General features: G+C 55.6%; 21 protein-coding genes. 12 read left to right on the top strand and 9 right to left on the bottom strand.

The genetic code is table 11. The annotated features are described in order from the left end of the window. Nucleotides 1-20: 20 nt before the first annotated feature. Nucleotides 21-1,478: an aldehyde dehydrogenase family protein gene (locus tag LG294_RS02955; RefSeq protein ID WP_404289348.1), complete on the top strand. Its 1,458-nt coding sequence runs from the start codon at nucleotides 21-23 to the stop codon at nucleotides 1,476-1,478. A 12-nt stretch (nucleotides 1,479-1,490) separates the two neighbouring features. Then, nucleotides 1,491-2,351, top strand: a complete 861-nt coding sequence (locus LG294_RS02960; protein ID WP_404289350.1) for a 3-hydroxyacyl-CoA dehydrogenase family protein — start codon at nucleotides 1,491-1,493, stop codon at nucleotides 2,349-2,351. Between the two features lie 87 nt (nucleotides 2,352-2,438). Here LG294_RS02960 and LG294_RS02965 read toward each other — a convergent pair whose 3' ends face one another. Further along, nucleotides 2,439-2,870, bottom strand: coding sequence for a pyridoxamine 5'-phosphate oxidase family protein (locus LG294_RS02965; protein WP_404289352.1), 432 nt, complete (start codon nucleotides 2,868-2,870; stop codon nucleotides 2,439-2,441). Between the two features lie 96 nt (nucleotides 2,871-2,966). Here LG294_RS02965 and LG294_RS02970 point away from each other — a divergent pair, with 96 nt between their 5' ends. The 3 genes from LG294_RS02970 (at nucleotide 2,967) to LG294_RS02980 (ending at nucleotide 5,416) form a co-directional block, all read left to right on the top strand. Further along, nucleotides 2,967-4,049 (top strand): App1 family protein, encoded by a 1,083-nt coding sequence (locus LG294_RS02970; RefSeq protein ID WP_404289354.1) that lies wholly within the window; start codon nucleotides 2,967-2,969, stop codon nucleotides 4,047-4,049. Then, nucleotides 4,049-4,516: an acyl-CoA thioesterase gene (locus LG294_RS02975; RefSeq protein ID WP_404289356.1), complete on the top strand. Its 468-nt coding sequence runs from the start codon at nucleotides 4,049-4,051 to the stop codon at nucleotides 4,514-4,516. Before LG294_RS02970 ends, LG294_RS02975 begins: the two co-directional genes overlap by 1 nt. A 63-nt stretch (nucleotides 4,517-4,579) precedes the next feature. Beyond that, on the top strand, nucleotides 4,580-5,416 hold the full coding sequence (locus LG294_RS02980) for a siderophore-interacting protein (protein ID WP_404289358.1): 837 nt from the start codon (nucleotides 4,580-4,582) through the stop codon (nucleotides 5,414-5,416). A 349-nt stretch (nucleotides 5,417-5,765) separates the two neighbouring features. On the opposite strand, the gene LG294_RS02985 is transcribed toward LG294_RS02980, so the two are convergent. Continuing rightward, complete coding sequence (locus LG294_RS02985; RefSeq protein WP_404289360.1) at nucleotides 5,766-6,611, bottom strand: DNA-3-methyladenine glycosylase family protein; 846 nt, start codon at nucleotides 6,609-6,611, stop codon at nucleotides 5,766-5,768. Then, on the bottom strand, nucleotides 6,612-7,208 hold the full coding sequence (locus LG294_RS02990; protein WP_404289362.1) for a DNA-3-methyladenine glycosylase I: 597 nt from the start codon (nucleotides 7,206-7,208) through the stop codon (nucleotides 6,612-6,614). A gap of 79 nt (nucleotides 7,209-7,287) precedes the next feature. Here LG294_RS02990 and LG294_RS02995 point away from each other — a divergent pair, with 79 nt between their 5' ends. From LG294_RS02995 to LG294_RS03010, 4 genes are all read left to right on the top strand, one after another. After that, nucleotides 7,288-7,659 carry an ArsR/SmtB family transcription factor gene (locus LG294_RS02995; protein ID WP_404289364.1) on the top strand — a complete coding sequence of 124 codons (372 nt, stop codon included), beginning with the start codon at nucleotides 7,288-7,290 and terminating at the stop codon, nucleotides 7,657-7,659. A 3-nt stretch (nucleotides 7,660-7,662) separates the two neighbouring features. Then, entirely contained in the window at nucleotides 7,663-8,595 is a 933-nt protein-coding gene (locus tag LG294_RS03000; RefSeq protein ID WP_404289366.1) for a cation diffusion facilitator family transporter, read from the top strand. A gap of 127 nt (nucleotides 8,596-8,722) precedes the next feature. Beyond that, entirely contained in the window at nucleotides 8,723-9,472 is a 750-nt protein-coding gene (locus tag LG294_RS03005; protein WP_404289368.1) for an ABC transporter ATP-binding protein, read from the top strand. Between the two features lie 4 nt (nucleotides 9,473-9,476). Continuing rightward, nucleotides 9,477-11,963, top strand: coding sequence for an ABC transporter permease (locus LG294_RS03010; protein WP_404289370.1), 2,487 nt, complete (start codon nucleotides 9,477-9,479; stop codon nucleotides 11,961-11,963). A 95-nt stretch (nucleotides 11,964-12,058) separates the two neighbouring features. Here LG294_RS03010 and LG294_RS03015 read toward each other — a convergent pair whose 3' ends face one another. From LG294_RS03015 to LG294_RS03025, 3 genes are read right to left on the bottom strand one after another with little or no spacing between them, the layout of a single operon-like run. Beyond that, on the bottom strand, nucleotides 12,059-15,391 hold the full coding sequence (locus tag LG294_RS03015) for an ATP-binding protein (RefSeq protein ID WP_404289372.1): 3,333 nt from the start codon (nucleotides 15,389-15,391) through the stop codon (nucleotides 12,059-12,061). Nucleotides 15,392-15,394: 3 nt separating this feature from the next. Continuing rightward, nucleotides 15,395-16,081 (bottom strand): DUF4194 domain-containing protein, encoded by a 687-nt coding sequence (locus LG294_RS03020; RefSeq protein ID WP_404289374.1) that lies wholly within the window; start codon nucleotides 16,079-16,081, stop codon nucleotides 15,395-15,397. Then, nucleotides 16,078-17,538, bottom strand: coding sequence for a DUF3375 domain-containing protein (locus tag LG294_RS03025; RefSeq protein ID WP_404289376.1), 1,461 nt, complete (start codon nucleotides 17,536-17,538; stop codon nucleotides 16,078-16,080). The genes LG294_RS03020 and LG294_RS03025 overlap by 4 nt, the downstream gene beginning before the upstream one ends. A 264-nt stretch (nucleotides 17,539-17,802) precedes the next feature. On the opposite strand from LG294_RS03025, the gene LG294_RS03030 reads away from it, so the two are divergent. Continuing rightward, nucleotides 17,803-19,029: a polysaccharide deacetylase gene (locus tag LG294_RS03030; RefSeq protein WP_404289378.1), complete on the top strand. Its 1,227-nt coding sequence runs from the start codon at nucleotides 17,803-17,805 to the stop codon at nucleotides 19,027-19,029. Nucleotides 19,030-19,061: 32 nt separating this feature from the next. On the opposite strand, the gene LG294_RS03035 is transcribed toward LG294_RS03030, so the two are convergent. Both LG294_RS03035 and LG294_RS03040 read right to left on the bottom strand, forming a co-directional pair. After that, a complete protein-coding gene (locus LG294_RS03035; RefSeq protein ID WP_404289380.1) occupies nucleotides 19,062-22,385 on the bottom strand; it encodes a TM0106 family RecB-like putative nuclease in 3,324 nt (1,107 codons plus the stop codon). Between the two features lie 211 nt (nucleotides 22,386-22,596). Further along, nucleotides 22,597-22,911: a hypothetical protein gene (locus LG294_RS03040; protein ID WP_404289381.1), complete on the bottom strand. Its 315-nt coding sequence runs from the start codon at nucleotides 22,909-22,911 to the stop codon at nucleotides 22,597-22,599. A 166-nt stretch (nucleotides 22,912-23,077) separates the two neighbouring features. Between LG294_RS03040 and LG294_RS03045 the strand changes: the two genes are divergently transcribed. Then, nucleotides 23,078-23,797 carry a M50 family metallopeptidase gene (locus LG294_RS03045; protein WP_404289383.1) on the top strand — a complete coding sequence of 240 codons (720 nt, stop codon included), beginning with the start codon at nucleotides 23,078-23,080 and terminating at the stop codon, nucleotides 23,795-23,797. On the opposite strand, the gene LG294_RS03050 is transcribed toward LG294_RS03045, so the two are convergent. Beyond that, on the bottom strand, nucleotides 23,765-24,943 hold the full coding sequence (locus LG294_RS03050) for a YihY/virulence factor BrkB family protein (protein WP_404289385.1): 1,179 nt from the start codon (nucleotides 24,941-24,943) through the stop codon (nucleotides 23,765-23,767). The two genes, LG294_RS03045 and LG294_RS03050, sit on opposite strands and share 33 nt — an antisense overlap. 565 nt (nucleotides 24,944-25,508) lie before the next feature. Here LG294_RS03050 and LG294_RS03055 point away from each other — a divergent pair. Then, nucleotides 25,509-26,258, top strand: coding sequence for a transglycosylase family protein (locus LG294_RS03055; RefSeq protein WP_404289387.1), 750 nt, complete (start codon nucleotides 25,509-25,511; stop codon nucleotides 26,256-26,258). Nucleotides 26,259-26,294 lie beyond the last annotated feature (36 nt).

The raw sequence follows: 26,294 nt of genomic DNA on the forward strand, positions 1-26,294 counted from the left end.
AGCAAGGGAAAACACAGAATATGACACAGCAGATGAGCGTGCAAAATCTTCGCCAATACCTGAACGGTGTTTGGGTTCCGGGCCACGCCAGCGAGATCACTTCCACAAGTGCGGCCGACCCTTCGCTGGTCGTTGCCTCGGGCCCGGGCGCAGATTCCGGGCAAGTAGATCAGGCATTCGAAGCCGCGAACGCTGCGAAGGCGGGGTGGGCGGCCACTCCGATGGCCGAGCGCGCCAGTTACCTTTTGAGAGCTTCGGCTTACCTCACGGAGCATGCGGAAAATATCGGTACAGACTTATCGCGTGAGGAAGGAAAGACGCTCGCCGAAGGGATCGGCGAGGTGCGCCGTGCAGCACAGATCCTCTGCTATTACGCAGGCGAAGCCGAGCGCAGCGCAGGAACCATCTTCCAATCTCCCCGTGCCGGAGAACAAATCCTGGTCTCGCATAAGCCCTTGGGAGTACTGGGCATCGTGACCCCTTTCAACTTCCCGATTGCGATTCCCGCGTGGAAGATTGCCCCGGCGTTGATTTTCGGAAATACCGTGGTTTTCAAGCCGGCTAGTCTCGTCCCGCTGTTGGCAGTGCGATTGGTCCAAGCCTTCGAATTTGCTGGGCTTCCTGCCGGGGTGCTCAATCTTGTCCTTGGTCCAGGTTCGTTGGGGGACTCGATCATGAGCCAGCCCCATCTCAATGGTCTATCCTTCACCGGATCCACCGCCGTAGGAAGAAAGCTCTGCGCAACGGGTGCCGCGCGCGGCATCCCAGTACAGGCGGAAATGGGTGGGAAAAACGCCTCGGTTGTGCTTGCCGACGCGGACCTGGAGCTAGCCAGTGAGCAGGTGCTCTTCGGAGCGTTCCGCTCCAGCGGGCAAAAATGCACCGCCACCAGCCGTCTGATTTTAGATGATTCGATTGCCGATGAATTCTTGGAAAAACTCACCTCGCGACTGGCAATCTGGGTAACCGGGGATCCGCTGGATCCAGCGGTTCACATGGGACCGGTCATCGATTCCAAGTCGGCGATTTCGGTCAAGGCAGGCGTCGAAAAAGCCAAGTCGGAAGGCGCCACAGTTATCTTCGAGGGTCAAGTGCCGGCCAACGGAAACTACGTTGCACCGACTGTGCTTGGCATTCCCAACGATGCCCAGGGTCTGAAAAATACTGCATGGCGCGAAGAATTCTTCGCACCGGTACTCAGCGTATTGCGTGTATTCGGAACCGATGCAGCCTTCGAAGCCGCCGAGGACTCTGAATTCGGTTTGAGTCTTGCGCTGTTCACTCGCGATCTGGCCACTGTCATCAGCGCGCAAGAACGACTGGATGTCGGGATTCTGCATGTGAACTCCGAATCTGCGGGAGCAGATCCGCATGTACCGTTCGGCGGGGCGAAAGCTTCCGGATACGGACCGAAGGAACAAGGTGCCGCAGCCCGCGACTTTTATACCCATACGACTACCGTGTACCTACGCGGATAGGAAGAGGAACGAATGGATATTAAGACTATTCTGGTCATCGGTGCCGGAACTATGGGCCGGCAGATCGCGACGAGCTGCGCACTGGGCGGTTTCACCACCATCTTGCAGGACATTTCGGGCTCCGCATTGGATGAGGCCCGCGCTGATCTTGAAGGCTGGACCGCCAGACGTGTTGCTAAGGGGAAATTGCAGGCAGAGATCGCGGACGCCGCCTTGGCGAGGTTGAGCCAATCTACCGAGCTGGGCGCTTGCGCTGCGCAAGCGGACCTGGTGATCGAAGCGGCAGTCGAACGGTTGGACATTAAGCGCTCAATCTTCGCCGAACTGGGCAAAAACGCTCCGGCTCATGCCATCTTGGTAACCAATTCCTCGACCTTGGCTTCGTCCCACGTGGCTGAGGCTAGCGGGCGTGCGAGTCAGGTCTGCAACATGCACTTTTTCAACCCTGCCTTGGTCATGAAGTGCGTAGAAATTGTGCGCAATGAGCAAACCAGTGATGAGACCATCCAGTCAGTGATGGCGGTCGCCCGCGCGCTGGGGAAAGAGCCGGTGCTGGTCAATAAAGAAATCCCGGGTTTCATTGCTAACCGCATGATGGGGGCGATACAACGCGAAGCACTCAATTTGGCTTCCTTGGGAGTTGCAAGCATCAAAGATATAGACACAACTGCGCGTACCGCACTGGGCCACCCGATGGGACCTTTCGAACTGATGGATCTTGTGGGCCTCGACGTTACCGATTTCATTGCCCAAGCGACCTACTCAGAAACCGGAGAGGACGTGGACCAACCGCACCCTATGGTCACGCAAAAAGTGGCCGAGGGAAAGCTAGGCCGTAAAAGCGGCGAAGGGTTCTACGAATACCGAGGGTAAAAAGGGCCTACAGAATCAGGACCCGTGGCCGATAAAGAAACTCTACTGGCCACGAGCCTAATGTGGTTCGATTGCTCTTGCTGCGGACTAGATGATTTCCTGTTGCTCACCCAGGATGAAATGGCGACCGGAAATCTTATCTACGGTAATTCTGATCCAGAAATCTTTAATGCTCTGCGCCCAAGGAGTGACCCCGCTTTCGCGAGCCTCATTGATATCCGCTTCGTGCTCCAAAATTTCTGCGGTTCCGTGCACTACTACGGACCACGCTTCGTCGGACAGGATTCCGTCGGCTTCTAAGGCAATTGAGGAGTTCACGACCATCGAGGCGAGTTTGTTTCCAGGCGCGGTGCGCAAGTAGATATTTCCTTTATGGACCGCGTAATTTACCGGAACAATGTCTACGGTTCCGGCCACCGCAGTGGCTACTCGGCCATGCGAAGTATGAGTGAGTAGTTCCCAAGACTCTTCTTCGGTGAGCACCAAGACTGGAGCGTCGTTATCGTGCTGATATCTCATACTTACAGCTTTCTACTTTATGTAGAAAAACGCAAGAGTAAATGACGCATTTGTTTTCAGACGCCTTCAAGTCCCCGGACATGAAAGACTACTATCATGAGCCATGCAGCAAATAACAGGGTCGCGCGCCACATCGCCTCGCGGCTTGAGGATCAAGTTCTGCAATGGCGAGCACGCCGTGCAATCGACAAAGGGCTGGACCCGGTTATCCTTCCTTATAACGGGTACGGATATGCTGCCAAAAGTGGCGGATGGGTGAGGGTGCTTGCTCGCGTAGTGATGGCAAACCCTGGCGCGTTCGACGGTGGCAAGCACCATGCCAAGGTCGTCCAAGACGGGATCCGCGGATTCCGCAACTTCACCTCGGCGGTACTTCCTTTTGGGAAGGTCACGGTGCTTGCTGACGGAAATCGGTTTGAAGTCCACGCGGATCGTGGCGGAGTCCTCGACGTCAAGCTTTCGGTGGATCTGCCGGTTGGCTGGAACGACATTGAGATCATCGCACACAATGGGCAATCCGCCACCGCCCAGGTGCTTGTCATCGACGAAAACCAACGTTTTGGCATCATCAGCGACGTCGATGACACGGTCGTGGTAACTGCTCTGCCTAGGCCACTGCTCGCCGCTTGGAATTCATTCGTGCTATCAGAGCATGCCCGCGTCGCGACGCCGGGCATGGCGGTGATGATGCAACGCGTATTGGCAGAGCATCCGACGAGCCCTACCATTTATCTTTCCACCGGAGCGTGGAATGTCGCGCAAACTCTAGAACGATTCATCTCACGGAATCTGTATCCACGTGGTCCACTGCTTTTGACCGATTGGGGACCTACGGATCGTGCCTGGTTCCGTAGCGGTATGCAACATAAAGTTGACCAATTGCGCAGGCTCGCTGAGGAATTTCCGAACATCGAGTGGATGCTTATTGGTGATGATGGGCAACATGACCCTACGATCTATGCGGAGTTTGCGCGGCGTTACCCAGAGCATGTGCGCACGATAGTCATTCGGCAGTTGACGCCTTCCGAAGCAGTGCTCGCCGGCGGGCGCTCGACGGATTTGCGCCGGACTACACCGGGAATCCGATGGAGCTACGAACCCGATGGATCCCAAATCCTCGAGCAATTAACTGCGTATGACTTGATCCGTCCCGATGACCGTTTGGGGGAGGGGCGATAATGCCTAATTCTGTACTGTGTGTAGAAGTGCCCATGCGCTGGGGGGATATGGATGTGTATGGGCATATTAACAACGTCAATCTGATTCGGCTCATGGAGGAAGCGCGAATCGCTGGTTTTGGCGTACCTGGCGGCACGGGTGCCCCGGGGTCCGAGCCAAAGGTGGATATATTCTCTGCGGTCCCCGAGGGGGTGCAGATCCTTGTCGTCGAGCATCGCGTGCGTTACTCCAAGCCGCTGGAATATCGAAATGTCCCGGTCAAAGTTGACTTGTGGGTAGCAAATATCAAGCCTGCGAGTTTTGATATTTGCTATGAATTCCGAGATCCGGTTGAGGGCTACGTCTGTGTTAAGGCCTCGACAACGCTGGCCTACTTTGACCCAGAAACTTCACGCGTGCAACGTTTGAGCGTTGCAGAACGTGAATCATTGGCTGTAATTCAAGGGCCATCGACATTCGCGAGATAACTCTTTGACGGCAAATGAATTAGGATAGGTTTATCTCATCTTATTCAGATAGGAAGTGTTTTTGTGGCTCGTCCAGAAGGTGGGCGTCCGGTACGCCCGCAAGTCGTATTGCAGGTTGTGAAGCGGCAGCAAATTTCGGAACATCTAGTTCGCCTTACTTTTGGAGGCCCTGGATTTGAGGATTTCGTAGACAAGCCTGCTACGGACCGTTATATCAAAATACTTTTCGCCAAACCCGAGCTGGGTTTGACGCCTCCGTATGACATGGATGAATTGCGTGAACGGCTACCCGGCGAAGATTTGCCGGTACGTCGGACTTACACGGTGCGCCGCTCGGACACTGCCGAAGGCACAATAGAAGTCGACTTTGTTGTCCATGGAAGCGATGGAATTGCCGGACCATGGGCGCGGGACGCGAAGATTGGCGACTCTGTCTGCTTCTCGGGCCCCGGTGGCATGTACCTGCCAAAAGACGAATTTGATTACCATCTCCTGGTGGGAGATGAGACAGCGATTCCTGCGATTGCTGCATCACTTGAGGCTATGGGTGAAGATTTGGTGGGGCAGGCACTCATTGAGGTTGAGGGTGCCGGAGACGAAATTGAATTGCGCGCACCCAATGGCGTTGATATTCGCTGGATTCATCGTGGCTCAGCGTTTACCCCGGAATCTTCGACACTTGAAGCCGTGGTGCGCCAGCACCCTTGGCCAAGCGGACGAGTGCAAGTTTTTGCACACGGGGAGCGTGAAGTGATGAAGTCGCTGCGCTCCTACTTCTACGATGAGCGTGGCGTGGACCGTCGAGATATGTCACTGTCGGCCTATTGGGCTTTCGGCCGCGCCGAAGATGTGTTTCAAGCTGAGAAGCGAACGCCCGTGGGGCAAATTTTTGCAGAATAACTGGCAATAAGTGAGTCTGACCGGCACATTGATCCTGCGGTTCGGGCAGTCTGCAAACGGTGAATATAACCAATTAGGCAAACCTAAGCTTAATGTTGAGTAATTAGGACTGATCTACTTGACGTTATGGGCCAACTTTAGCGTAAGCTGAGGTCAGCGCCTTCCCGTGTGTGGACGGGGAAGCGAACAATTTGTTCCCGCGATTCATGCGGCGGCCTTTTCGTGGCTTACTCACCACGTGGCAGCCTCCTGTGGATCCAGCAAAATTGTAAACAGGGGTTTAGTTGACTTGCTCAATCAGCCGAACTGCAAAATTGAGACGTGCCGATTTAAGTTCTGCCGGTACGTCTCAATTTTTGTTTGCGTCCAAGGCCCATAACAAGATAGTGGCCAGGGATCCGGCACCTTCTGGAATCTGCAAGCGTTCCTCGTCTTGTCCGCACAACTGGCGCATGGCACGTTTCACTACCAAGTCTGTATCCAAAAATATTGATCTCTGACGTAGCCCGCGCAATGCAATGTAGTCCCGTGTCCAAGGGCCAACGCCTTTCAGCGCGAGGAGGCTTTTGAGGAACTCCTCTTGGTTTTCCGCCAGCTGATGGCCGGTGTGGGTAAACCATGACGCGACCCTTCGAAGGGTCTCTGCGCGGGACCGCGGGCAACGAATCACCTGCTGGAGTTCTTCTGCAGATAGTTGCGACGTGGTGTCTGCGTCGGGGAATGCCCGAAGTCCGCTGGCGTGAAATTCTCCAAGTGCTTCGACAAAGCGGGTGGCTAGCGTGCGTGCCGCGCTGGTTGAGATCTGCTGGCCAAGAATTGTCGTGGCGAGCGCCTCAAAGAGATCTGGGTAGCTGATGAGCCGCAGGTGCGGGAATTTGTCCAGTGCCGGACGTAGTGCCTTGACGGTGGCTAATTGTTGGTAACTAGGCTCGTTCGAATCGGCCAAACCTAACCAGGTACTAATGATCTCGGTGAGCCTGGGATGTAATGCCTTTGGGGCTTGGGTATGCACCTCGACTTCGTGTGTTCTGAGTAGCAGCTTGGTTTCATAGAGCTGATCATCGATGCGAAGCACGCGGATGATACTTTCCTCGTCGAGGTCCAATCGCTCCTGATTTGGCAATGAATGGATTGCTAAGACCGCGAGTGCGTGCGAGATATCCAAAACCCCGTCCACCGGAACTGTGAGCATCATCTAGGCCGGCCAAATGCCAGAGGAGCCGCGACGATGTGATCCAACTAGGTGCGTATCAACGACCCCGACAGCCTCCATTAGCGCGTACATGGTGGTTGGGCCAACGAACTTGAAACCTCGCTTCTTGAGGGTTTTGGCCAGAGCATTGGACTCAGCGCTTTGCGTGGGAATTTCAGCCAGGGTACGTGGTGCGGGGGTGCTTTCGGGTTTGAAGGACCAAATTAGCTCGGACAGGCCCCCGTCATCACGCAATGCGAGAGTCGCTTGAGCGTTGGCGATGGTGGCGCGAATCTTGAGTCTATTTCTGACGATGCCAGAATCCTCCATGAGCCGCTCATAATCATGCTCGCCATAAGCAGAGACCAGCTGCGGGTCGAATCCCATGAAAGCGGCACGGAAGTTTTCTCGCTTCGCTAGAATAGTGGCCCACGATAAGCCCGATTGGAATCCCTCCAGGCTGAGCCTTTCAAATAGTGCCTGTTCATCGGTGACTGGCATGCCCCACTCGGTGTCATAGTAGTCGCGCAGAAGGTCATTGTTCGAAGCCCATGGCGGGCGGGCTAGCCCATCTGCGCCAATAACTAAATCTTCACTCATGAAATCATCATGCCACTTGCATATGGAGGATGCGGCGCCAGAGGCGGCCATTTTCGAAAGCTCGAGCTATGATCGTCGTATGGCGATAATAGAGTCTTTTGTCGATGCAAAGCTTGGAGCAACTCAGCGCATGAAAATGGCAGCTTTGTTCCATGCGTTAGCTGACCCCACGCGTCTGCTCATCCTGGAACATCTCAAAACAGGTGAACACAAGGTCAAAGAGCTGACCGAACATCTCGGTCTAGCGCAGAGCACCGTGAGCGCTCATTTGGCCTGCCTTCGCGAAAGCGATCTCGTCTCCGTTCGCACGCAAGGGCGCGCAAGCCTCTATTCCCTATCAGAAACCACGCAGCTGACAATGATCCTCAATCAAGCGGAGACCCTGGCAGGTACCAGCGCCAGCGGACATCGTTGGCACGAAGCGCACCCGCACCAACCACAGGAGGTCTAGGACATGGGACATGGCCACGCCTCCGGACACGTGCATGAACACGACCACTCAGCGGTGAACCGCACCAGGCTAGCTTGGGCGTTCGCGATTACCGTGGGCATCTTGCTCGCTGAGATCGTCGGAGCGCTAGTTACCAACTCGTTGGCGTTACTCGTCGATGCCGCCCATATGCTCACCGACTCGGTGGGGCTCCTGCTCGCCCTGACCGCAGCCAATCTGGTGCAGCGCAAACCCACACTCAAACGCACGTGGGGTTTCCGCCGAGCCGAAGTGCTCTCCGCGACCTTGCAATCTGCGTTATTGCTCGCCGTCGGTATCTACGCAGCCATCGATGCGATTCGTCGACTTTTTGTACCGGCGGAGGTGCAATCCGAAGGACTCCTGATCTTCGGTATTGTCGGCTTGGCTGGAAACCTCGTGGCAATGTGGATCATTTCCGCGGGGCGTGACGCCAATCTGAACATGCGAGCTGCGTTCCTGGAGGTAATGAACGATGCACTCGGATCCGTCGCCGTTATTATTGCCGCGCTGGCAATCCATTTCACCGGATGGACGAACGCAGACTCGGTCGCGGCACTGTTCATCGCTGCTCTGATCGTGCCTCGCGCCGTAAAGCTTCTGGGCGAGACGACTCATATATTGCTCGAATCAACGCCACGTGGACTGGACCTCGAAGCGGTCCGCCGCCACTTGGAAGAGCAGGCGGGCGTGATTGCCGTTCACGACCTGCACGCAAGCCAAATTGCTACGAACCTTCCGGTGCTAACTGCGCACATCGTCGCCGAGGATCGCATGTTTACCGCTGGTGCAACCGGTCAATTGTTGCGTGAACTGCAGAAGTGCGTGGCGGATCATTTTGAGGTCAGTATCGAGCATTCAACCTTCCAGATTGAGCCCCGAAGCCACCGCGACTCGGACTATCACTCGCAGTGCTAAGAGTCGGTGACCGCGCACGGGATGAGAGGGCCTTCAGTCTCTCTCATCCCGTGGTATGACGCTCTGGAGGTAGATGCAGACCTTCTGGTCGATCCTCAATTGGCTAGGCGCTTTATATAATTAATGCATGACAACTGAAACACAGCAGGTAACTGACTACGCAGTACAAGCGCGAGGGTTGAGCAAGAGCTACGGTCGCGACAGCACCCGAGTCGAAGCTCTGCGCGGAGTAGATGTCGCATTTGCGCGCTCCCGTTTCACCGCAATTATGGGGCCCTCGGGTTCTGGCAAGTCAACCCTGATGCACTGTTTGGCAGGTTTGGACAACGCGGATTCTGGCGAAATCATCATCGGCGGCAAGAACCTTACCGAGCTCAACGATGACCAGCTGACCACGATGCGCCGCGAACAGATCGGCTTCGTGTTCCAGTCCTTCAACCTTGTTCCGACATTAAATGCCAAAGACAACATCCTGCTGCCGTTGTCCCTAGCCGGCAAGAAGCACGACCGCGAATGGTTCAACGTTGTCATCGACGCGCTGGGATTGCGTGACCGACTGACACATAAACCACACGAGCTTTCTGGAGGGCAGCAGCAGCGCGTAGCGGTAGCTCGAGCATTGCTCACTCGCCCAGAAGTCGTATTCGGTGATGAACCGACCGGAAACTTGGATTCTCGAACCGGAGCAGAAGTGCTCTCCTTGATGCGCACCTCTACCCGCGAAATGGGGCAGACCATCATCATGGTCACCCACGATCCGGCGGCAGCATCCTATGCGGACACCGTGTTGCTGATGAAGGACGGAAACCTCGTCGGTTCGCTCGAAGAGCCCACTGTAGCCAGCGTCACCGAGGCTCTTGCCTCTCTAGCGGAGTAGGACCATGCTTCAGGTAGCAATAGCGAACATCAAAACTTACGCACGTCGGTATATCGCCGTGCTACTGGCCGTCGCCATCGGTACGGCCTTCCTCGGCGCCACTCTCGCGGTGGATTCCTCTACGCGGGCGACGCTAAAAAATAGTTTGGGCGACTCATACAAGAACGCCGATCTGGTGGCTTCGGTTGATTGGGAACTAACTCCCAACGATCGCGACACGAGCATGCTAAGCATGGACACGGTCCGTGAAATACGTGAACTTCCCGAAACCTCAGGTGTTTACGGCGACGGCGTAATGGGCGCATCATTGCGTACCAGCGACAACGGCTACACCGCAATGCTCAAACCCATCTCCGCAGACAATAAGCTCTCGGGCATGTCGATGCTCGAAGGACGTGCGCCTTTGGGAGCGGACGAGGTCGTAATCGACCAGGAGCATGCCGAGCAGATGGGCCTTTCCGTTTCGGACACCGTGGCGATGTCCAACATGGACGATAACGCGAAGATGCGTGAACTGAAAATCGTCGGGATCGTGGAAACCACCACCGATCCGATGTCCTCCTCCTTCGCCCAACTTGCTATGCAAGAAGACGCCTGGGAACGCTTCGCAGGCGAGAGCGCTCAGCTGAACATGCTCGTGATCGATGCAAAGAATGACGTCGCTCAAACCAAAGCCGCCGTGGCCGAATACTTCCATGACAAGTCATTGGCCGATGTGGTGGTGAACACCGCCGACGAACAGGTGCTCGCTGACGTGGCAAGCCTGACCGGTGGAACCGATCAGCTGACGATCATCTTGCTGGTCTTTGCCCTGGTCGCTCTGATAGTCACCGGCCTGGTGGTGATGAACACCTTCTCGGTAGTCATCGCCCAGCGCACCCGCGAGCTGGCCCTTTTGCGCACCCTCGGCGCCAAACGCGCACAGATCCGCAGCTCGGTGCTGATCGAAGCGCTGTTGATCGGTGTCATCGCTTCGGTGGTTGGTGTAGCCCTGGCCGTGGCACTGATGGCAGGTCTGATTCAGCTGCTCCGAAATCTAGTACCTGAAATGTCCTACGCGACGTTGGCCGTGGATGCTCGGGGCATCATCATTCCCCTGGCAGTCGGCATCGTAATGACGGTGCTGGCCGCCTGGCTGCCAGCACGCCGAGCCATGAGCCTGGCCCCGCTTGCCGCCTTGCGCCCATTCGATGCGGCCAGCGTGAAGAATCGTGCAGGAATCGTACGTATCATCTTCGGCTCGCTGCTGGCGCTGGCAGGTGCCGCCTTGCTTGCCTACGGAGCGGTCAAGGGGCAACTGCTGATTGCCTTCGCCGGTGGGTTGTTATCCTTCCCTGGCATTTTGATGCTGGCCTCGCTGTTTGTTCCTGCCACGGTGTTTGGTATCGGCAAGCTGCTGGCTGGACGTTCGGTGGCTGGCAGGCTGGCCTCGCTCAACGCAGTTCGCAACCCCGGGCGTACTACCGCGACTGCCACCGCGCTGCTGATCGGCGTCACGCTAGTCTCGATGATCATGGTCGGTGGGCAGAGCGCCAAGGCCACCCTGAATGGGAGCATCAGCGGCGAATACCCGATCGACTTGACGGTGGCTCAAGAGTCTTTGACCAGCGATGCCTTGGCACCTAAACTCGCAGAGCTTGAAGGCATTGAAAGCGTTTCGGCATACACCATGCGCACCGTTGCCACCGAGTTCCCGGACGGATCTTCAAGCGAAGAGCTTGCGATGGTCGTCGACCCGGAGTCATACACAGCGGTAGTCTACGATGAACAGATCGTTCCACGAGACGGTGAACTGCTTTCGACCTGGTGGCAGATCGAAGCGGACCATGCAACGGTTAATGGTCAGCCCGTGAAGCTCAGAACCACCTCGGCCAGCTTCGTTTCGAACACATTGACCGAAAGCACTGCAGCCAAGCTGGGTATCTCCGAGAAGGAGGGGATGTCCGGGGTGGCGATCAAGGTTGATCCTTCGCTTTCCAATGGGAAAGTAACTGAGCTGGTGGAATCCATTGCAGACGTCGCGGGTGTCGAAAATTCGATGATTTCCGGCGGCGTGACAGAGAAGGCAATGTTCTCCCAGATCATCGATGTCTTGCTGATGATTGTTTCGGGTCTGCTCGCCGTAGCGGTGCTGATCGCATTGATCGGCGTGGCCAACACGTTGAGCCTGTCGGTGCTCGAACGCACGCGAGAAAACGCCCTGTTGCGTGCGCTGGGTCTGAAGAAGAAGCAGTTGCGTTCCATGCTCGCCACGGAGGCGGTGCTGATCGGTGGCGTGGCGGCCTTGCTGGGGCTCATCCTCGGTGCGGTCTACGGATTGCTCGGTGCGCACAGCGCCTTGTCCAGCATGGGAAATATGAGCTATGAGATCCCATGGCTGCAACTGGCAGCAGTTCTGCTGGTGAGCCTCCTGGCGGCATTGCTTGCCTCGATTACTCCAGGACGTCGCGCGGCGAAGCTATCTCCGGTGGAGGGACTTGCCACCGAGTAGCTGGTGACGCATTAGAGGTCGGAGTGAGTAGTTGATCATCAACTACTTACTCCGACCTCGTTGTGTTTAACCTGCCGAAACGTTCTTATGAACTGCTAGCCGCGCAACGTTATGGCGGTGGCCAGCGCGGGGGAGCGCCCAGTGGTGACAAAGCCGGAGATGTTAGATCCCGGATGCTTGATGATGTCGATAATGGAACCCAGATGGTGGCTCAAGTCGATCTTGTCTTCTGGAGCCGCAAGGACCAGATGGAAACCGAACTCCTGCAGAGCGCGTATACCAGCTGCCGCATATTCGGAGTTCGCTTGAATGAACGCCTCATCGATCATCACGGTGCCATAGGAAGTGAAGCCAGCCGAAGCAAAGCCCAATTGGTATGCCAAAGCCGCGCCCATGATAAATGAGGTGAAGCGCTGGCCCTCACCACCGGATAGCGTGCCAGGTTCCAAGCCCGTCTCTACCTCTCCGTTTGGCTTGTGTTCATTGCAGCTGATTACCACGTGCTGGCGGACATCCAGCACGGTAGAACGCCAAGCATTTAGACCTGGATCGCTCAGCGCGGAGACCAAGGATTCAAGTGCCTGGTAGGACTTCGCCAGGGTTCCTTCTTCCTTGGTGGTGTATGCGTCATTTAGCGCCGACTTCAGTTCCTTGCGGAAAGTTCCGGCCTCAACAGGAATCGAGTTTTCAACTTCCAGACGCAGCATCGACCCATGCTCGAAGGTGACATCCGAGAGAATCTGGTTCAGCGGTTTGATTCGCTCGGAAATCATCCGGCGTTCCTCATCGAGCAACTGCAAGAGGTCGCTGAAGCGTTCGTAGGAACGGTTGGCAAAATATTCGCGGAACTGTGCTTCGTGATGGGGCAGGCCGTCTGCAACGATCTGACCGTGCAGCTTGGCGTAGTGCTCGGCGGCTTCCGGTGTTGTCCCGTGAGTTTGAGCATGGGAGGTGCCGAACTCGCGGGCAAAGCGCTTGAACGTTTCGCTCAGCGCGCCGCCGACCTCATGGCGTTGCGCGGAGAAATCGTTGAGCTGACCGCCAAGCTGCACCTTGACCTCGGCGAAGGCTTCGCCGATGGAATCCGCAGGCGGGCAGACACCTGCAGCCACCTTTTCCAAAATCGGGCCAAGGATCGTGTGCTGTCGCAGATAATTCGGGACCGAAGAGACCCAGTCGCTGTTTGTATCCCCGTCTACGGTGCTTGCGAGCACCTTCTGTGCACGTTCGATCTGCAGTTCGAAGTCGCTGATACGCGAGCGCACCAACGCGAGGTCGCCAACCAACTTCTCAGAATCTGCCTTCGCGTTTTCGATCTCATGGCGAATCTTCGAAGAATCACCCGAAAGCACCAGTGCATCCCCGAGCTTCTGTTCGCTGCGACGCAGAGAATCGAGCGCAGCAGAGGCATCTAGTTGGGCAAAATTGCGTTCGTCCGCGACGATAGCTGCAAGCCGCTGAGACTTTGCGACGACCTTGTTTTTGGCGGCCGTCCGTTCATCGGCAGCGTCTTTTGCCAGCAGAATCTGCGCTTGAAGACGGTCGGCCTTGTTCTGCAATTCCGAGATCTTGGATTCATTGGTGAATCCAAGTAAATAGTCAGAGGCATGGACGCTGCGGGTGTCTCGTTCAAAGGTGCCCGCACCGGTTTTGATGGTTCCTGCGGGGGTGATGGCCTTGGGATGCACGTGCATCGCTGCATCGTTCTCCACACAAGCCAGCGGATAGTCGGCGGTGATCTTGGTGCGCAACCAATTTCCTGCTTCTCCTGAAGCAAAGTCGAGTTTACTGACCAAATCGGCTGGTCCAGGTACTGTATCGCGTGGTTTGACAGAACTATCGACCCAGCGGACTCGACCCAATCCGTCGAGTTCGTCGATTGCGTGCGTCACCTGGGTCAGGAATTCACCGGGCACCAAAATGGTGCGCGCCAGCGAGCGTAACGCCTTTTCTGCAGCCAGACGCCAGATGGCAGAGTCTGCCGCCACATCCATTAGCTCGCCGGCGAAGGGCAACTGCTCTTCGCTCAGTGAACAAGCTGATGCGATGGCTCTGCGTGCAGCCACAGAACGGTCATCGATATTCGTGCCACGACGCTGGTAGGAACGAATCTGCTCGTCCAAGGCTTCTGCGCGCTTACGCAGCGCCATCAACGAGGCCATGGCCTCGTATTCAACCGTCTGCGCGTCCTTGGTGATGGAAGCGAGCTGCTGCATAGTACGGGCGGCATTTGCTCGTAGCTCATCAAGCCCGGTGCCGCTGAACTCGAAGTTCAAGCCTGCTTCGGTTGCTTGTTCCTGCAAAGCGCGTAACGCGGATTCCTTTTCCGAAAGCGCCTTACGTGCCGCATCCGCCTCGCGCTCAAGCAGCATCAACGAGGCTGAGCCTGCGGAATCGTGGGCTGCTGCGAGCGACTGAAGACGATCTTCGGTCTGGCTCTTACGCGCCAGAATGTCAGCCTCTTGTGCCTTGAGCTCAGCTAGTTCTCGTTGATGGCGTTGCATGTCGTTGCGCAAAACATGCTCGCGGACCTTCGCATCGAGTTGCTGGAGATCGCTATTGAGCAGCTCTTCGGTCTCGCCGATGCGTTGGGCGAGTGTTCGATATACCTTGTCTTGCTCGGGAACCTGGGCCAGCACATCGCGCTGTGCGCGGGCCGTATCCAATTGACGGTAGATTCCGCGCAGGTGGGCGAAGTCCTCCACTGCTGCCGCGGCGGCTTTCAGTGTGGTGGGTTCTTCCAGCACTTCATGACGGAAGAATTGGTTGACACCCTTCGCCAGCCCTTTGCCGTTTTGCAAGGTGCGCAGCAACGCGAAAGCCTTGTCACTTTCTACCCCAAGACGGCGGCGAACACGATCGATAAATGCCTTGTGCGTATCGAATGCTTCGGCCGGTTCCAAAGACTTGGACAAGGAAGAAACGGTAAAACGCCGTGGCCCGTGATGTTCAAGCTCAGCAATATCTAGGGCGCTTTCACTGAGCAGATAGTGCTTGGAGACCTGATTTTCTAATCCGGCGTCAGGCAGGTCGAAAACCGCGCCGATGCTGACGGTGTTTCCCAACCCGTCCTCATAGCCCAGCAGAATGGCGCTCCAAGTTGCGCCGGGACGCTGGAAGACAGTGCCCGAACTGGTCTTGAACTTGCGGCCACGCATGTAAGAGAAGGTGGTGCGGCGGTCGGCGCGCGTCGCGGCATCGTTGGCGGACTCGTTGAGCTTTGGGGTCGCAAAGAAGACGTGCCCCATGGCATCAAATAAGGTCGATTTGCCCACGCCAGGGTGCCCGGTGACTAGGCTTCCGGCGCGATCAATCTCAAGATTGTGCAGACCGTGGAAAGTGCCCCAGTTAACGATCTGGAGCCGGCTAAGCCGATGCTGTCCCGGGTTCAGAGCGCCACCGAGCGGGAGGGTCATTTCTATACTCATCGGCTACTCCTGCACCAGGTCGGTCGAATCCATAGACAATTCTTCGGAAGTGTCTGCGGACAGATTCAGTGTCGATTCGTTTGCGTCGATCGCAGAGATGTATTGGGGAATATCTTCGATTCGTGAAATAGGAAGAGCCATCGCTAGGGCCGGTGAAATCCTAAATTCGTCAGCCAACTCGGTGCCGGTGAGTAACCGCAGGGAATTGAGTCGGGCTACTGCCGCATCACAGGACTCGGCAAAGCGTTTGTCGTCGCGATCGGATGGGCTGCGGTGCTCGGCCAAGATTTCATGCATGGCCCTGCGCGAAAGCACTGCGTCTGTTCCGGTGCCAGAATGCTGTTCCAGCAGCATGCGCAGGCGTAGCGCGAGCAAAGTTTCGTCGCGTTTTAGCGCGCGACGCGGTGCAATCGGCGAGGTGTGTACCTGATCGATTTGCGCGGGAGTGAGCATCGCAATTTTTCGATCGGTGTCCATGGAAATGGTCAGGAAAATTTCCGAAACATACGCGCCTACCGCTTCCTGTTGGTCTAGCAGTAACTGCCAGGACGCCGGGTCGATTGATCCATCGAGGTAGGGGCCACGCAGCAGACGTACGAGTAATTGCCGCAGCTCCAATGAGTAGCTGCCACGGTCTCCCTCAAAGAGCGGTTCGATGATGGGTGCAGCATATGAATTTGTGCTGGTCATAGCGGCTCCTTTGTGAAAGTTAGGGCGGGAAGAATAGCTGTACGTTCAGATCCGTCAATCTGCCGGAAGCTGATGGTCATCAAATCTGTTTCACTCAAAGATTCGCCGTTGGTTCGACCTATCTCGATCAAGGCACGCACGGTGTTCAGATGGCGGTGTTCTTCGGGCAGATCGTTGAAGAGCTCATCGAGCGGAAGCTGATCCTTGGAGTTCTGGCTCAGCTTGTTGGTCACCGACTCCCGAAGGTAGGCCATATTCGCTTGCGGGGTTGATGGCGTGCGCACAATATCGGAGGCGTTGAAGTCCGGCGCAGCCGCCAATGGTGGAGGGGCCACATGCTCGGACGGGTCAAAGATTCCTAGTCCAGCCAGGGTCATGAACTGCGGGGCGAACAGGTCAAGCGGAGCCAATCCACTGCGTGGCCTGAGCGTCAAGGACTTCACGATCGCCGCTTCAGCACTACGCACTGCCTGGCGCAGAAGCTGTGCTTGCTGGTAATCCTCGGACTGAACAAAGGCGTGCAGAGATTCGGAGAGCTTTCCGTACGAAGCATGTACCTCCGCCGCCTGGCGCCGGAGCTCACGAAGCAAATTGGTCAGAATCTGGCGTTCTGGAGTATTGAGATCGTCCACGAAGTTGCGTTCTAGGACTTCGGAAAGCGCCGCGCGAAAACGCTGTTGTGCATCTGGTGAGTTCAGGAACTCGGTGAAGCCCCGGAAGGTCTCGCCTTCGGCGGTTGAACGAAGTTGTCGGTCGGCTTCTAGGACCTGGCCTACCGCGACGCCCTTTGCGGTGGACGCATCGAGGATGCCTTCACGCAGGGAATACAACATTTCCTGAACACCGTCGCGCATTCGGCGGAAGTCGGCAGGAAGGCTCGAAGCCAGATCTAGCACTGAGCGTGCCGCGGACAACGCGGTGGCACGCGAAAGCACCGCAGGGTCATCACCGGTGCGCAGTTCATCGATCTGTGCGTGTCGCATGGCAATCTGTGACTCCAGAGCGCGAATACGCGCTTCCGGGTCTGGATCAGTCTCATGGGCCAAGGACTCCAGCGAGGACAGCAAGGTATTCAAGCGTGAAGAGTTCAGGTGTGAGTCGTCAGTCGAAAAATCCGAGAGGAAACGCAGAGTACGCAAGGTCTGCGCGCTCGGCTCGTAGACGAAGCGCCCGTCGATCAGGGGACGAGCCAGTATTCCTTGTTTGACCCAGGTCTCGGCGAAGTCTTGAGCGGAGTAGGTTTGGGGAATCTGTTCGTCGCTGGTGCGAGCGAGCTTCAGAAACGAATCCAATGAAGCATGGAAGAGTTCTAGGGCTACACGTGGCTTGTCCGCAGTAAATTCTGATCGGACAAAGGCAACAGCCCAAGGCTGCGCGGTAAGAAGCCGATATGCTGCCGAACTCTTGAACTGCTGGGACTGAAGCCACAAGCTGTTCGCGCGATGCGAGGGCTGCATGTACATCCTTGATCTTTCGACGCCTAACCTATCAATTCTAAGCCATCAAGCCGGAAGGTCCGTGTGAGAAATTGCGAAGGGAAAACTTTGTCCAAGATGTTGCTTCGGCGAGGGCGTCCAAGGCTGTAAACCCCAGATAAGTATGTGTAAGGTCGAAAACAAGGTGATGGCAAGGAGAAATCGTGGCGTCCATGGGGATAGCCGCTGCGAGGAGAGAGAAGCGTAATGAGGCACTTCAAGATCGCGGTAGCGGCGACAGTCGTCTTGGCTTTGGCCGGTTGTAGTGACCAAGTCGACCCCGAAATAGCAGCTAGCAGCGCCTCTCAAGCAGCCGAAGAGGCTCAAGAGGCCGTAGCAGAATCTGCACGCGAAGAAGGTGTGCTTGCGCAGATTAATCGACTAGCCGATGGTTACGACTACAACGCCGCCATCAAGCTAGCTAAGGAAGATCCCAGCGCCAAACTTAACGATTTGGTAGATGGACTCGAATCTGAAATGAAGGGCACCTCTGCGTGGGAACGCCCAGACCAAATTCCTCACTTGTTCTTTCACTCGCTTGTAGTTGATCCGAAGCGTGCCTTCGATAAAGATAATAAGGCACAGGGCTACAGGGATTACATGGTGACTCAAAAGGAATTTGAATCGATCCTCCAAGAGCTGTACAACCGAGATTTCGTGCTGGTCAACCCGGTTGACTTCGCCGGCCTCGACCAGAAGAAAAATATGAGCTACCGGAAAATTATGCTTCCGGCCGGTAAAAAACCAATCGTCTTATCCCTTGATGACCTGAGCTACTACGAATATATGGAAGGTGATGGCTTCGCCGACCGACTGGTGCTCGATAGGAAGGGCAAGATCCGAAACGAATATGTAGACGGTGATGGCAAAAAACATGTGGGCGCATACGACGTGACCACAGTGCTCGATGATTTTGTTGCCGAGCATCCAGATTTTTCTTACCGAGATGCTCGCGGGATCATTGCCATGACCGGCTACAACGGAGTGTTCGGATACCGGACTTCGCAAAGCCAATACCCGGACAATAAGAACCTTGAAAAGGATCGAGAAGCTGCGATTAAAATCGCGGAGGCGATGAAAAAGGAAGGATGGGTCTTCGCCTCTCATTCATGGGGTCATATCGCAACCGGAACCGTTAGCTTAGGCCGTTTCAAACGTGACATGAAGCTTTGGAAGGAAGAGGTCGAACCAATTCTGGGCGAGACCGACCATTTCATCTACCCCTTTGGCTCAGATATCGCTCGAACAGGGGCGTACTCTGGCGCACGATTTGAGCTGTTGAAAAAGGAAGGGTTCATGTACTTCTACGGTGTCGACGGAACCATCACCGCGTGGATGCAGCAACGCGATGATTATCAACGGCAGATGCGAATCAACATCGATGGCCTGCAATTCGAAAAAGAGAAACGCGGGGATCGGCCCGTATTGAAAACCTTCTTTGACGTAGACGAGGTTATCGATTCGGCGCGGTGATTGATGAGCCGAATCGACGATCGACGATCGGCTTAGAGCGCCATGAAAGCACCGAGTTGCGACAGTGCTGCGGGGTTCGATGGCAGGAAGTCGGTAAGTCGTTCGCTACGCACAATCACCGCTTTCCACTGGCCTCGGGAAATAGCCACGTTGATGCGATTTCGGTTCAACAAGAAATCGATACCGCGTGAAGCATCTTCGGCACTCGAACAAGCCATAGTCACCAGTACTACAGGTGCTTCTTGCCCTTGGAACTTGTCTACCGTGCCAACTTTCACCCCAGAAAGCTGCTCGTCTTCAAGGAATTCGCGCACTAGATTCACTTGAGCGTTATATGCTGCCACGACGAGTATGTCCTCTTCGGCCAGTATTCGCGGCTGCTTTCCGCTTCCGGGATTCCACAGCATCCCCAGATGCTCGCGGACTAGACCAGCGATAGCGGAGGCTTCTTCGGCACTGCTGGTCGTGTTCCCGCGGTGATGCACTATTCGGGTCTCAACACCAGGGGCAGTACCGTTCAGTTCGCGAAGCCCGGCTGCTTTCGCGGAGAACAACTTGTAGTCATAGCTTAACGCCGAGACCTTTTCGCAAAGCTGCGGATGCATGCGCCAAGACGTTGCAAGGAAGTAACCCAATTCTGCCGGTAGGACCGGGAGACCTTCGGAAAGCCAGCCCAAAGCTGACTCATCTACGGGTTGGGGGTGAGACCCCTGGGTTACCTGCGGTAGCTGCTGCGGATCTCCGAGCAACAACAGGTTACGCGCTGCCTGTGAAACAGCCAAGGTGTTGGCAAGCGAGAACTGTCCGGCTTCGTCGATAACCAATAGATCCAAACTTCCGGCAGGGATTCGTTTGCCGGTCATCGTCCATGCGGTGCCACCAACCAACGCACCTTCCGCAGAACAGATGGCATCATCAATCGCAGCGGCGCTAGTACCGGTCCACGGTACTGGGTCCTTGTGTTTGACTTCCTTTGCTACCCGATCGGGGTGTACACCGGCTTCGATGGCTTTGTGCAAAACGTTTTCAACTACCGCGTGGGATTGGGCGACGACGCCGACCTTCCAACCTTCATTAACCAATGCGTGGATCACATGCGAAGCGACAAAGGTCTTACCTGTGCCGGGGGGCCCTTGAACAGCAAGATAAGAATTATCCAAGTCCATCAGAGATTTCACTAGGGCTGGATAAACTTGGGCGTTACCGTCCAACATTTCTGGGGCGGTCGGGCTAGCCAAGGTCTTCAATCGCGGTGGAATTCGACGCAGAATATCGATGCCAGGCTGCCGCGGCAGTTCCGGAACGATGGCTCCGACCTGCTGGGCGATTTGTTTCAACGCTTCATCGATGCTTTTTGTGGCAATTGGTTGGCCTGGGGTCAACGCTACGGGGAATGCACCGTATTCGGGGACTTTGCCGCTGGTCTTCTCTGCGATGCTAAGCCAGCCTTGGCCAACCTCGACTACCGTGGCGTTGAAGGCTCCACCTCGTAGTGCCTCGTCGTCCACCTCCATGCCTTCGGGCAGGGGAGCAGCGAACATGGCAAAGACTCCGGTGCCTTGGCTTAGCAGCGACCCTTCGGCAAGGGTTCCGTAGAGTTTGGTGATTCTAGTTAACGTTCGAGCTCGTTCGGTAGCTTTGTGCCAATCTTCAAGTAGTTCTGCGGAGTCCACAGTAAAGACGCCCCGCACATCGGACCAGTCGTCCATGGGCGCGGAGAGCCTGTCGAAATGCTCCCACCAGAATTGTTTTCGTTCGCGGCGGTTGTAACCGGTGGCGGCCGCGACCATGGCTATAGCCCGGTCATTGTCACTCAGTGTCTGGTTATGCGGAAGCCCGGCTAAGTAATCTTGGAGCCTTATTTCTTCTTCTGTGGGCTCGTATTCGTCGGTGGCTTCTTCCGGGACCTCTACCTCAGGATGCATATGTGGCTGGAAGTCCACGAGCGACAAGAGCCAGTCGCGCAAGCGAAGCGTCGACAGGCAGTCGTACTCGTTGTAGTCAGCGATTGATTCGAGGATTTGCGTGGCCTGCGCATCAGCCGCGGAGTCCAGCGCGGAGACATAGTGGGCGTAGGCGACCACGGAAGCACCTGCATCGGTGACGTCACCGGAGCGCAGATGCTCTTTCATATACAGGGGTTCGAGCTTCTTGATTGAATACGAACGTGTAGATACGACCAGCGAGTTGCGTACCGTTTCATAGAGATCAATAAGTAGATTGTCGCGGAGCCACTGGTCGACTTCGTCTTCGCCTGCAATATGTACCTGTGAGAGTTTACGAAGTGCACTTTTTTCGTAGGCCGCGTAGTGGTAGATCTTCATGTTCGGGAAGCGTTGACGGCGTGCTTGAACGTACTCAATGAAGTCTAAGAAAGCTTGGCGTTCTTCGGCACGGCTGTGTGCCCAAAAGGGGCGGAATATCGGTGCGCCAGTGTCATTTTCAATGACACCGAAAAGATACTCCAGTCCCCACGAATTATCGACTGGATCTTGGTACAGCGGGTCACCTTCGAAATCGAAGAATATGTCGCCTTGATCGGGATTGGGCAGTCTCGAAATAGTTTGCGAAGATTTTACTCGGTAGGACACGCCATGCTCAGTTCCATCGACCTGTCCCAAACCTAATTGCATTCGTGCTTGATCGACTGTGCGTGCCAGCGATGTGCCTTCCTTGGGGTCCATTGCGGCAAGCTGGTCGATGGTGAAAATTCCTTGTCGGCGTAGCTTCTCGCGTTGCGCCATGGACATATTGGCCACTAGCAACACATCTCGTGTGGAGCTCACCTGCTCCGCACAGAATTCGCAACGTCCACAAATGCGTATCGCATCCGAATTCCAGAGCACAGGGCCATTTTCCTCGGAGTGCTTTCTGACCATCTTGGTAAAGCGTTCGCGCTGCGCCCGGAACACGGGGAGAATCTCATCGATTCGGTGCACTGAATGAGTGCCATCGCCAAGAACTAAAGTTGTTTGTGGGTGTACTTCGATGTTTTCGGCTTGCAGTTGGTCTGCATAGGCCGCAACTTGAAGCAATGCGGAGACCCTAGCATGCCGGGCGAGTTTAGTGTCCCAAACCGCCCAGCTGCCGTCGGGCTGACGAACCAAGAAATCGGCGAATCCGATGAAAGTGCCGTCAAAGAACGTGGCCTGGAAAATAACGTCTGCACCACCGCGTAACGTTTCGATGGTTTCACGGTGCGCTGCGTGCAAGGCCGCGGCGTTGTGCGCGGGCCTTTCAAGGAGCTGTTTGACGCCGGTGCCGGTCTGTGGGTCGTAGTCTCCGTATTTCTCAATCAGCTCGGCAAGCACTTTACGTTCGTGGACATCTCCGAGCTCCGCAGTTCTCGCAAGCATTTCGTCGGTCGCGGATTCGCTCTTTTCCCGGCGCCCGAGTTTTACGTCCAGCAGGCATAAAGATTGAAAATGACAATCGACGGCGACCGTAAGGTCACTAGCCGAAAAGACGAACTGATCACCAAAGAAGAACACGGGTCGGTGCCTCTCGCAGACTGGATGGTTACCTAGTCAACGTAGCACTCGGCACCGACCGTTTGACGTTAATTGCCTAGACTTGCGGAGGCCTCGTCGCTCCGCCGCCGACTAGCGAAAGAACGCCCACCACAGCGGTGACCGAGTTGACCGCTGGCCAGGCGCCGATTTTCTTTGACAGCGGGTGCGATGCGCCAAAGGCAGTGAGGTAGGCACCGACCAACGCGATGGCCTTGGCAGTTCCGGCATCCTTTTTCCAGATAAAGAATGCTCCAGTTCCCGCGGCGGCCAACACCACGGCCGCCAGTGGGCGCTTCTTGGTTATGCGACCAGTGGCATAACCGCCGGTTAATCCGGTGACCGCAATGGCGGTAGAAGCTAAACGTGACAAGGAAACCTCCGAATATAACGACAACAGGGATGCTGCCGTTAATCGTATTGCCGTCACCTGTGACCATCCCCAGAAGTTGGTACATGGCCGAAGTGGCAACTCGGCGATTGGGGCGTGCGTTGAAAGAATAAGAGAAATTGACGACTGAATTGCACCTGGAGTGAACATGAGCGTAGATTTCAGCGGCGCATGGGCCCGGCTATGGGCGCCGCAACCTGTTGACCTCACCGCAGGGCAATGGGTGATCCTTTTAGTTCTTGTGCTTGGGCTCGTTCTCCCGCGCCCGGTATGGCGAATTACCGGAATGTATTCCACCCTGGTCCATGAACTAGGACATGTAATCAGTGCACTTTTCACCGGACGATTCGTCACCGGGCTCCGTCTGGGATGGGACCACTCGGGCGAAGTTGTCAGCCGTGGTCGAGGAAAAACCTCGGTCATCATCTCTGGCATCTTTGGTTATCCCACGCCACTGCTAGTTTCGGCAGCACTACTCTGGGCCACTGCCTCCGGCTATGCCGGCAGAGCCTTGGGCATATACGCGTTGTTCTTCGTGCTTGTGTTAGTTTTTGTGCGTAACTGGCCGGCATTTGTCGTGTGCAGCGCGAGCGCTTTAATCGCTCTCGGTGTTGTGTTCTTTGCGCCGGTCAGCGCTTACATTTATTTAGCCTTGCTTCTTGGTGGCTTCCTGCTCTGCTCGGGAATCCGTGATTATTTCAAAGTCCTGTCGGTTCATACCTGGCGGCGCCGAGATATTGAACAGTCCGATGCATACCTGATTGCGCGCGCCACAGGGACTTTTGCCACGTTGTGGCTGCTGGTCATCATGGTGCTTGGCGGAGCCGGAATATTCTTAGGAGTCCAGAGTCTTTTGCGCCTGCTTTAGCTTTCGGGCCGCACGACTACGCGACACAAGCCACGCCGCGGCGGCGGCAACGCCGATTGGCAGCCACTTCGTCTTGCGTTTGGCACGTCCGGTCGGGTCAATTTCCATATCTTGCAATGGATCCCCGCCATGATTAATTCGGATCTCTTGAGCTCGGACTAGGTCCTTATAGACCGCTAATTGTTCGCGCTCTACCATGGTGCTGTCGCGCAATGGAAGGTGCACTTCAACCGCAGAGGCAAGGCCGGTTCGTAGTTGGCGCAAGCGCGTAAACTCGATGTCTACCAATGCTCCGATAATGAGCGCAATATTACTGATCCAGCAGGCTAGAACCAGAACAATGACACCGCCAATTGCTCCGTATGTGGCCGAGTAACTTGCAAATTTTGCGAGGTAGACAGTGAATCCCACCGCGGAAAGGCCAAGGACAACCAGAGCGGTAAATGTACCTGGGGAAAACCAATGGAACTTTGCACGTTTAACGTTCGGGGTGAAGTGGTACAGCAATGCCAGGACCAGCAAGATCATCACAAATAGTGCTGGAGGTTTGGCGATGTTCAACAGCATTACAAAGCTGTCGCCGAGTCCAAAAACATTTCCAATAGCTCGTGCGATCGAACCTGAAGTTACCAGCAACGCTAAAGAGATCACGGCTACGATCATGATCAAAACCGTGATGGCAAACATTTGCGGACGTCTTTTCCATTGCGGACGACCTTCTCGTACTCCGAAGAGCCGATTCATTTGTCGGCTAAATGCGGTGACATATCCGGAGGTACTCCACAGTGCACCGAGGGAACCAATCAAAATAGCCCAAAACGTTCCCTTGGCTGAACTTGCCAGACCGGTGAGCAGCTGCTCTGCTGTTTCGACTAGTTGTTGGGCATCGCCGGTTTGCTGTCCGCCAGCAGCGAGGCTTTGACGAATCAGATCCATGATCCATTGGGTGCTGCTTTCGCTTGCACCTACCAGTGACAGCAAGGAAATCAGTGCCAACAGCCCGGGGAACATCGCTAGAACCATGAAATAGGAGAGGGAAGCAGCACCGTCTAGTCCGTCGATCCGGAAGAATTCTCGCATCGCTCGGGGGTAGCAGCTTAAGGCTTCCCTGAAACGTTCCTTGGTCAGTCGGTCCCTAAAAGCCATTGGTTTCCCTTATCTGCCGTATTGCAGAAACACTAAGTGTTATTCCGAGTCCCACACTACCTAAATCCTGTGCGGTGAAGCGGCATTTTAAACCGGATTGTTGTTTCCCAACTGGAGGTTCAGTGGGTGGGCTGAGATGAATGCAGAGGTAAAAAGCACTTGTTGGTGCCCATCGCGCAGTGAACGTAGCCTGAGCACACAGCGAGAAATTGACGAAATCTTTATCACAAAAGCATGATCAAGTTCCACCTTGGAAGCGTAACAACTTTGCCTGCGGATTCGAGGAAATCGTCCAAAAAGCGGATCCTCGAAAAAATTTCTTTGCCCGTTTTGACCTGTATTTACGGGGTTTCTGGAAGGATCCTGAGTTGCGTTGGGTGCGGGGTCGTGCGCTATGGTCATTTATAACGTTTCGATAACACTCGCAGTGTTATGGGGAAACACGTACTGCCGGGACTTCCAAACCGCTCACCATGGCAGTACTTCAAAAAAGTCGAAATGCGACGCAGAGCGGTGCACAGGGATGGCCTAGGAAGGCCTGAGCGTGGAAGGGCACTGGAGAATCATGATCCAGCAGAAGACCAAGAACATCATTCGTCGCGGTGGAGCCACATTGGCCGCCGTAGCAGTAGCAAGCACTGCGGTAGTCGCTTCGACCGTGCCAGCTTCGGCTGCAAGCACCTGGGATAAATTGGCACAGTGCGAGTCCGGCGGAAACTGGTCCATCAATACCGGCAACGGTTACTACGGTGGCTTGCAGTTCTCCGCGCAGACTTGGAAGGCATTCGGCGGTTCGGGCATGGCGCACCAGGCCTCGAAGGCCGAGCAGATCCGCATCGCAACCAAGGTGCAAGCAGCTCAGGGTTGGGGTGCATGGCCAGCATGTACAGCAAAGCTTGGCATTAGCGGTTCCCCTTCGGGCAACTCGGCTCCGGAAGCACCAAAGAAGCAAGCACCAAAGCAGCAGGCAGCTCCTAAGCAGCAGGCGGCCCCTAAGCAGCAGGCGGCCCCTAAGCAGCAGAGCACCCAGAAGGCGGCACCTTCGCAGTCATTGGAGCGTACCGGTAGCTCTAAGAAGGTCACGCAGCCAAGCGCTGGGAAGCACGTTGAAGCGGCACCTCAGGCGCCAGTCTTCAACATCAAGGTTGACGACTCGGGCAAGGACTACACCGTAAAGTCCGGCGATACTCTTGAGAAGATTGCCGACAGCTTGGGAGTCAAGGACTGGCGTGGGCTGTTCGTGCTGAATGACGATCAGTTGAGCAACCCAGATTTGATCATGGTTGGTCAGACTCTGAACGTGCCAGCGAACTAATTTCGCTTTTTATCTTGAGCTCGTCGCACCACCTAG

Source organism: Glutamicibacter arilaitensis, from assembly GCF_044793945.1.
GTDB classification, from domain to species: Bacteria; Actinomycetota; Actinomycetes; order Actinomycetales; family Micrococcaceae; genus Glutamicibacter; species Glutamicibacter arilaitensis_B.

Coding starts and splice junctions, on each gene's coding strand:
- LG294_RS02990 (WP_404289362.1), bottom strand. CDS start 7,208: ATGAGTGAAGATTTAGTTATTGGCGCAGATGGGCTAGCCCGCCCGCCA.
- LG294_RS03000 (WP_404289366.1), top strand. CDS start 7,663: ATGGGACATGGCCACGCCTCCGGACACGTGCATGAACACGACCACTCA.
- LG294_RS02975 (WP_404289356.1), top strand. CDS start 4,049: ATGCCTAATTCTGTACTGTGTGTAGAAGTGCCCATGCGCTGGGGGGAT.
- LG294_RS03020 (WP_404289374.1), bottom strand. CDS start 16,081: ATGACCAGCACAAATTCATATGCTGCACCCATCATCGAACCGCTCTTT.
- LG294_RS02995 (WP_404289364.1), top strand. CDS start 7,288: ATGGCGATAATAGAGTCTTTTGTCGATGCAAAGCTTGGAGCAACTCAG.
- LG294_RS02965 (WP_404289352.1), bottom strand. CDS start 2,870: ATGAGATATCAGCACGATAACGACGCTCCAGTCTTGGTGCTCACCGAA.
- LG294_RS03055 (WP_404289387.1), top strand. CDS start 25,509: ATGATCCAGCAGAAGACCAAGAACATCATTCGTCGCGGTGGAGCCACA.
- LG294_RS03035 (WP_404289380.1), bottom strand. CDS start 22,385: ATGCTTGCGAGAACTGCGGAGCTCGGAGATGTCCACGAACGTAAAGTG.
- LG294_RS02960 (WP_404289350.1), top strand. CDS start 1,491: ATGGATATTAAGACTATTCTGGTCATCGGTGCCGGAACTATGGGCCGG.
- LG294_RS03050 (WP_404289385.1), bottom strand. CDS start 24,943: ATGGCTTTTAGGGACCGACTGACCAAGGAACGTTTCAGGGAAGCCTTA.
- LG294_RS03015 (WP_404289372.1), bottom strand. CDS start 15,391: ATGAGTATAGAAATGACCCTCCCGCTCGGTGGCGCTCTGAACCCGGGA.
- LG294_RS03045 (WP_404289383.1), top strand. CDS start 23,078: ATGAGCGTAGATTTCAGCGGCGCATGGGCCCGGCTATGGGCGCCGCAA.
- LG294_RS02985 (WP_404289360.1), bottom strand. CDS start 6,611: ATGATGCTCACAGTTCCGGTGGACGGGGTTTTGGATATCTCGCACGCA.
- LG294_RS02955 (WP_404289348.1), top strand. CDS start 21: ATGACACAGCAGATGAGCGTGCAAAATCTTCGCCAATACCTGAACGGT.
- LG294_RS03005 (WP_404289368.1), top strand. CDS start 8,723: ATGACAACTGAAACACAGCAGGTAACTGACTACGCAGTACAAGCGCGA.
- LG294_RS03025 (WP_404289376.1), bottom strand. CDS start 17,538: ATGCAGCCCTCGCATCGCGCGAACAGCTTGTGGCTTCAGTCCCAGCAG.
- LG294_RS03010 (WP_404289370.1), top strand. CDS start 9,477: ATGCTTCAGGTAGCAATAGCGAACATCAAAACTTACGCACGTCGGTAT.
- LG294_RS02970 (WP_404289354.1), top strand. CDS start 2,967: ATGAGCCATGCAGCAAATAACAGGGTCGCGCGCCACATCGCCTCGCGG.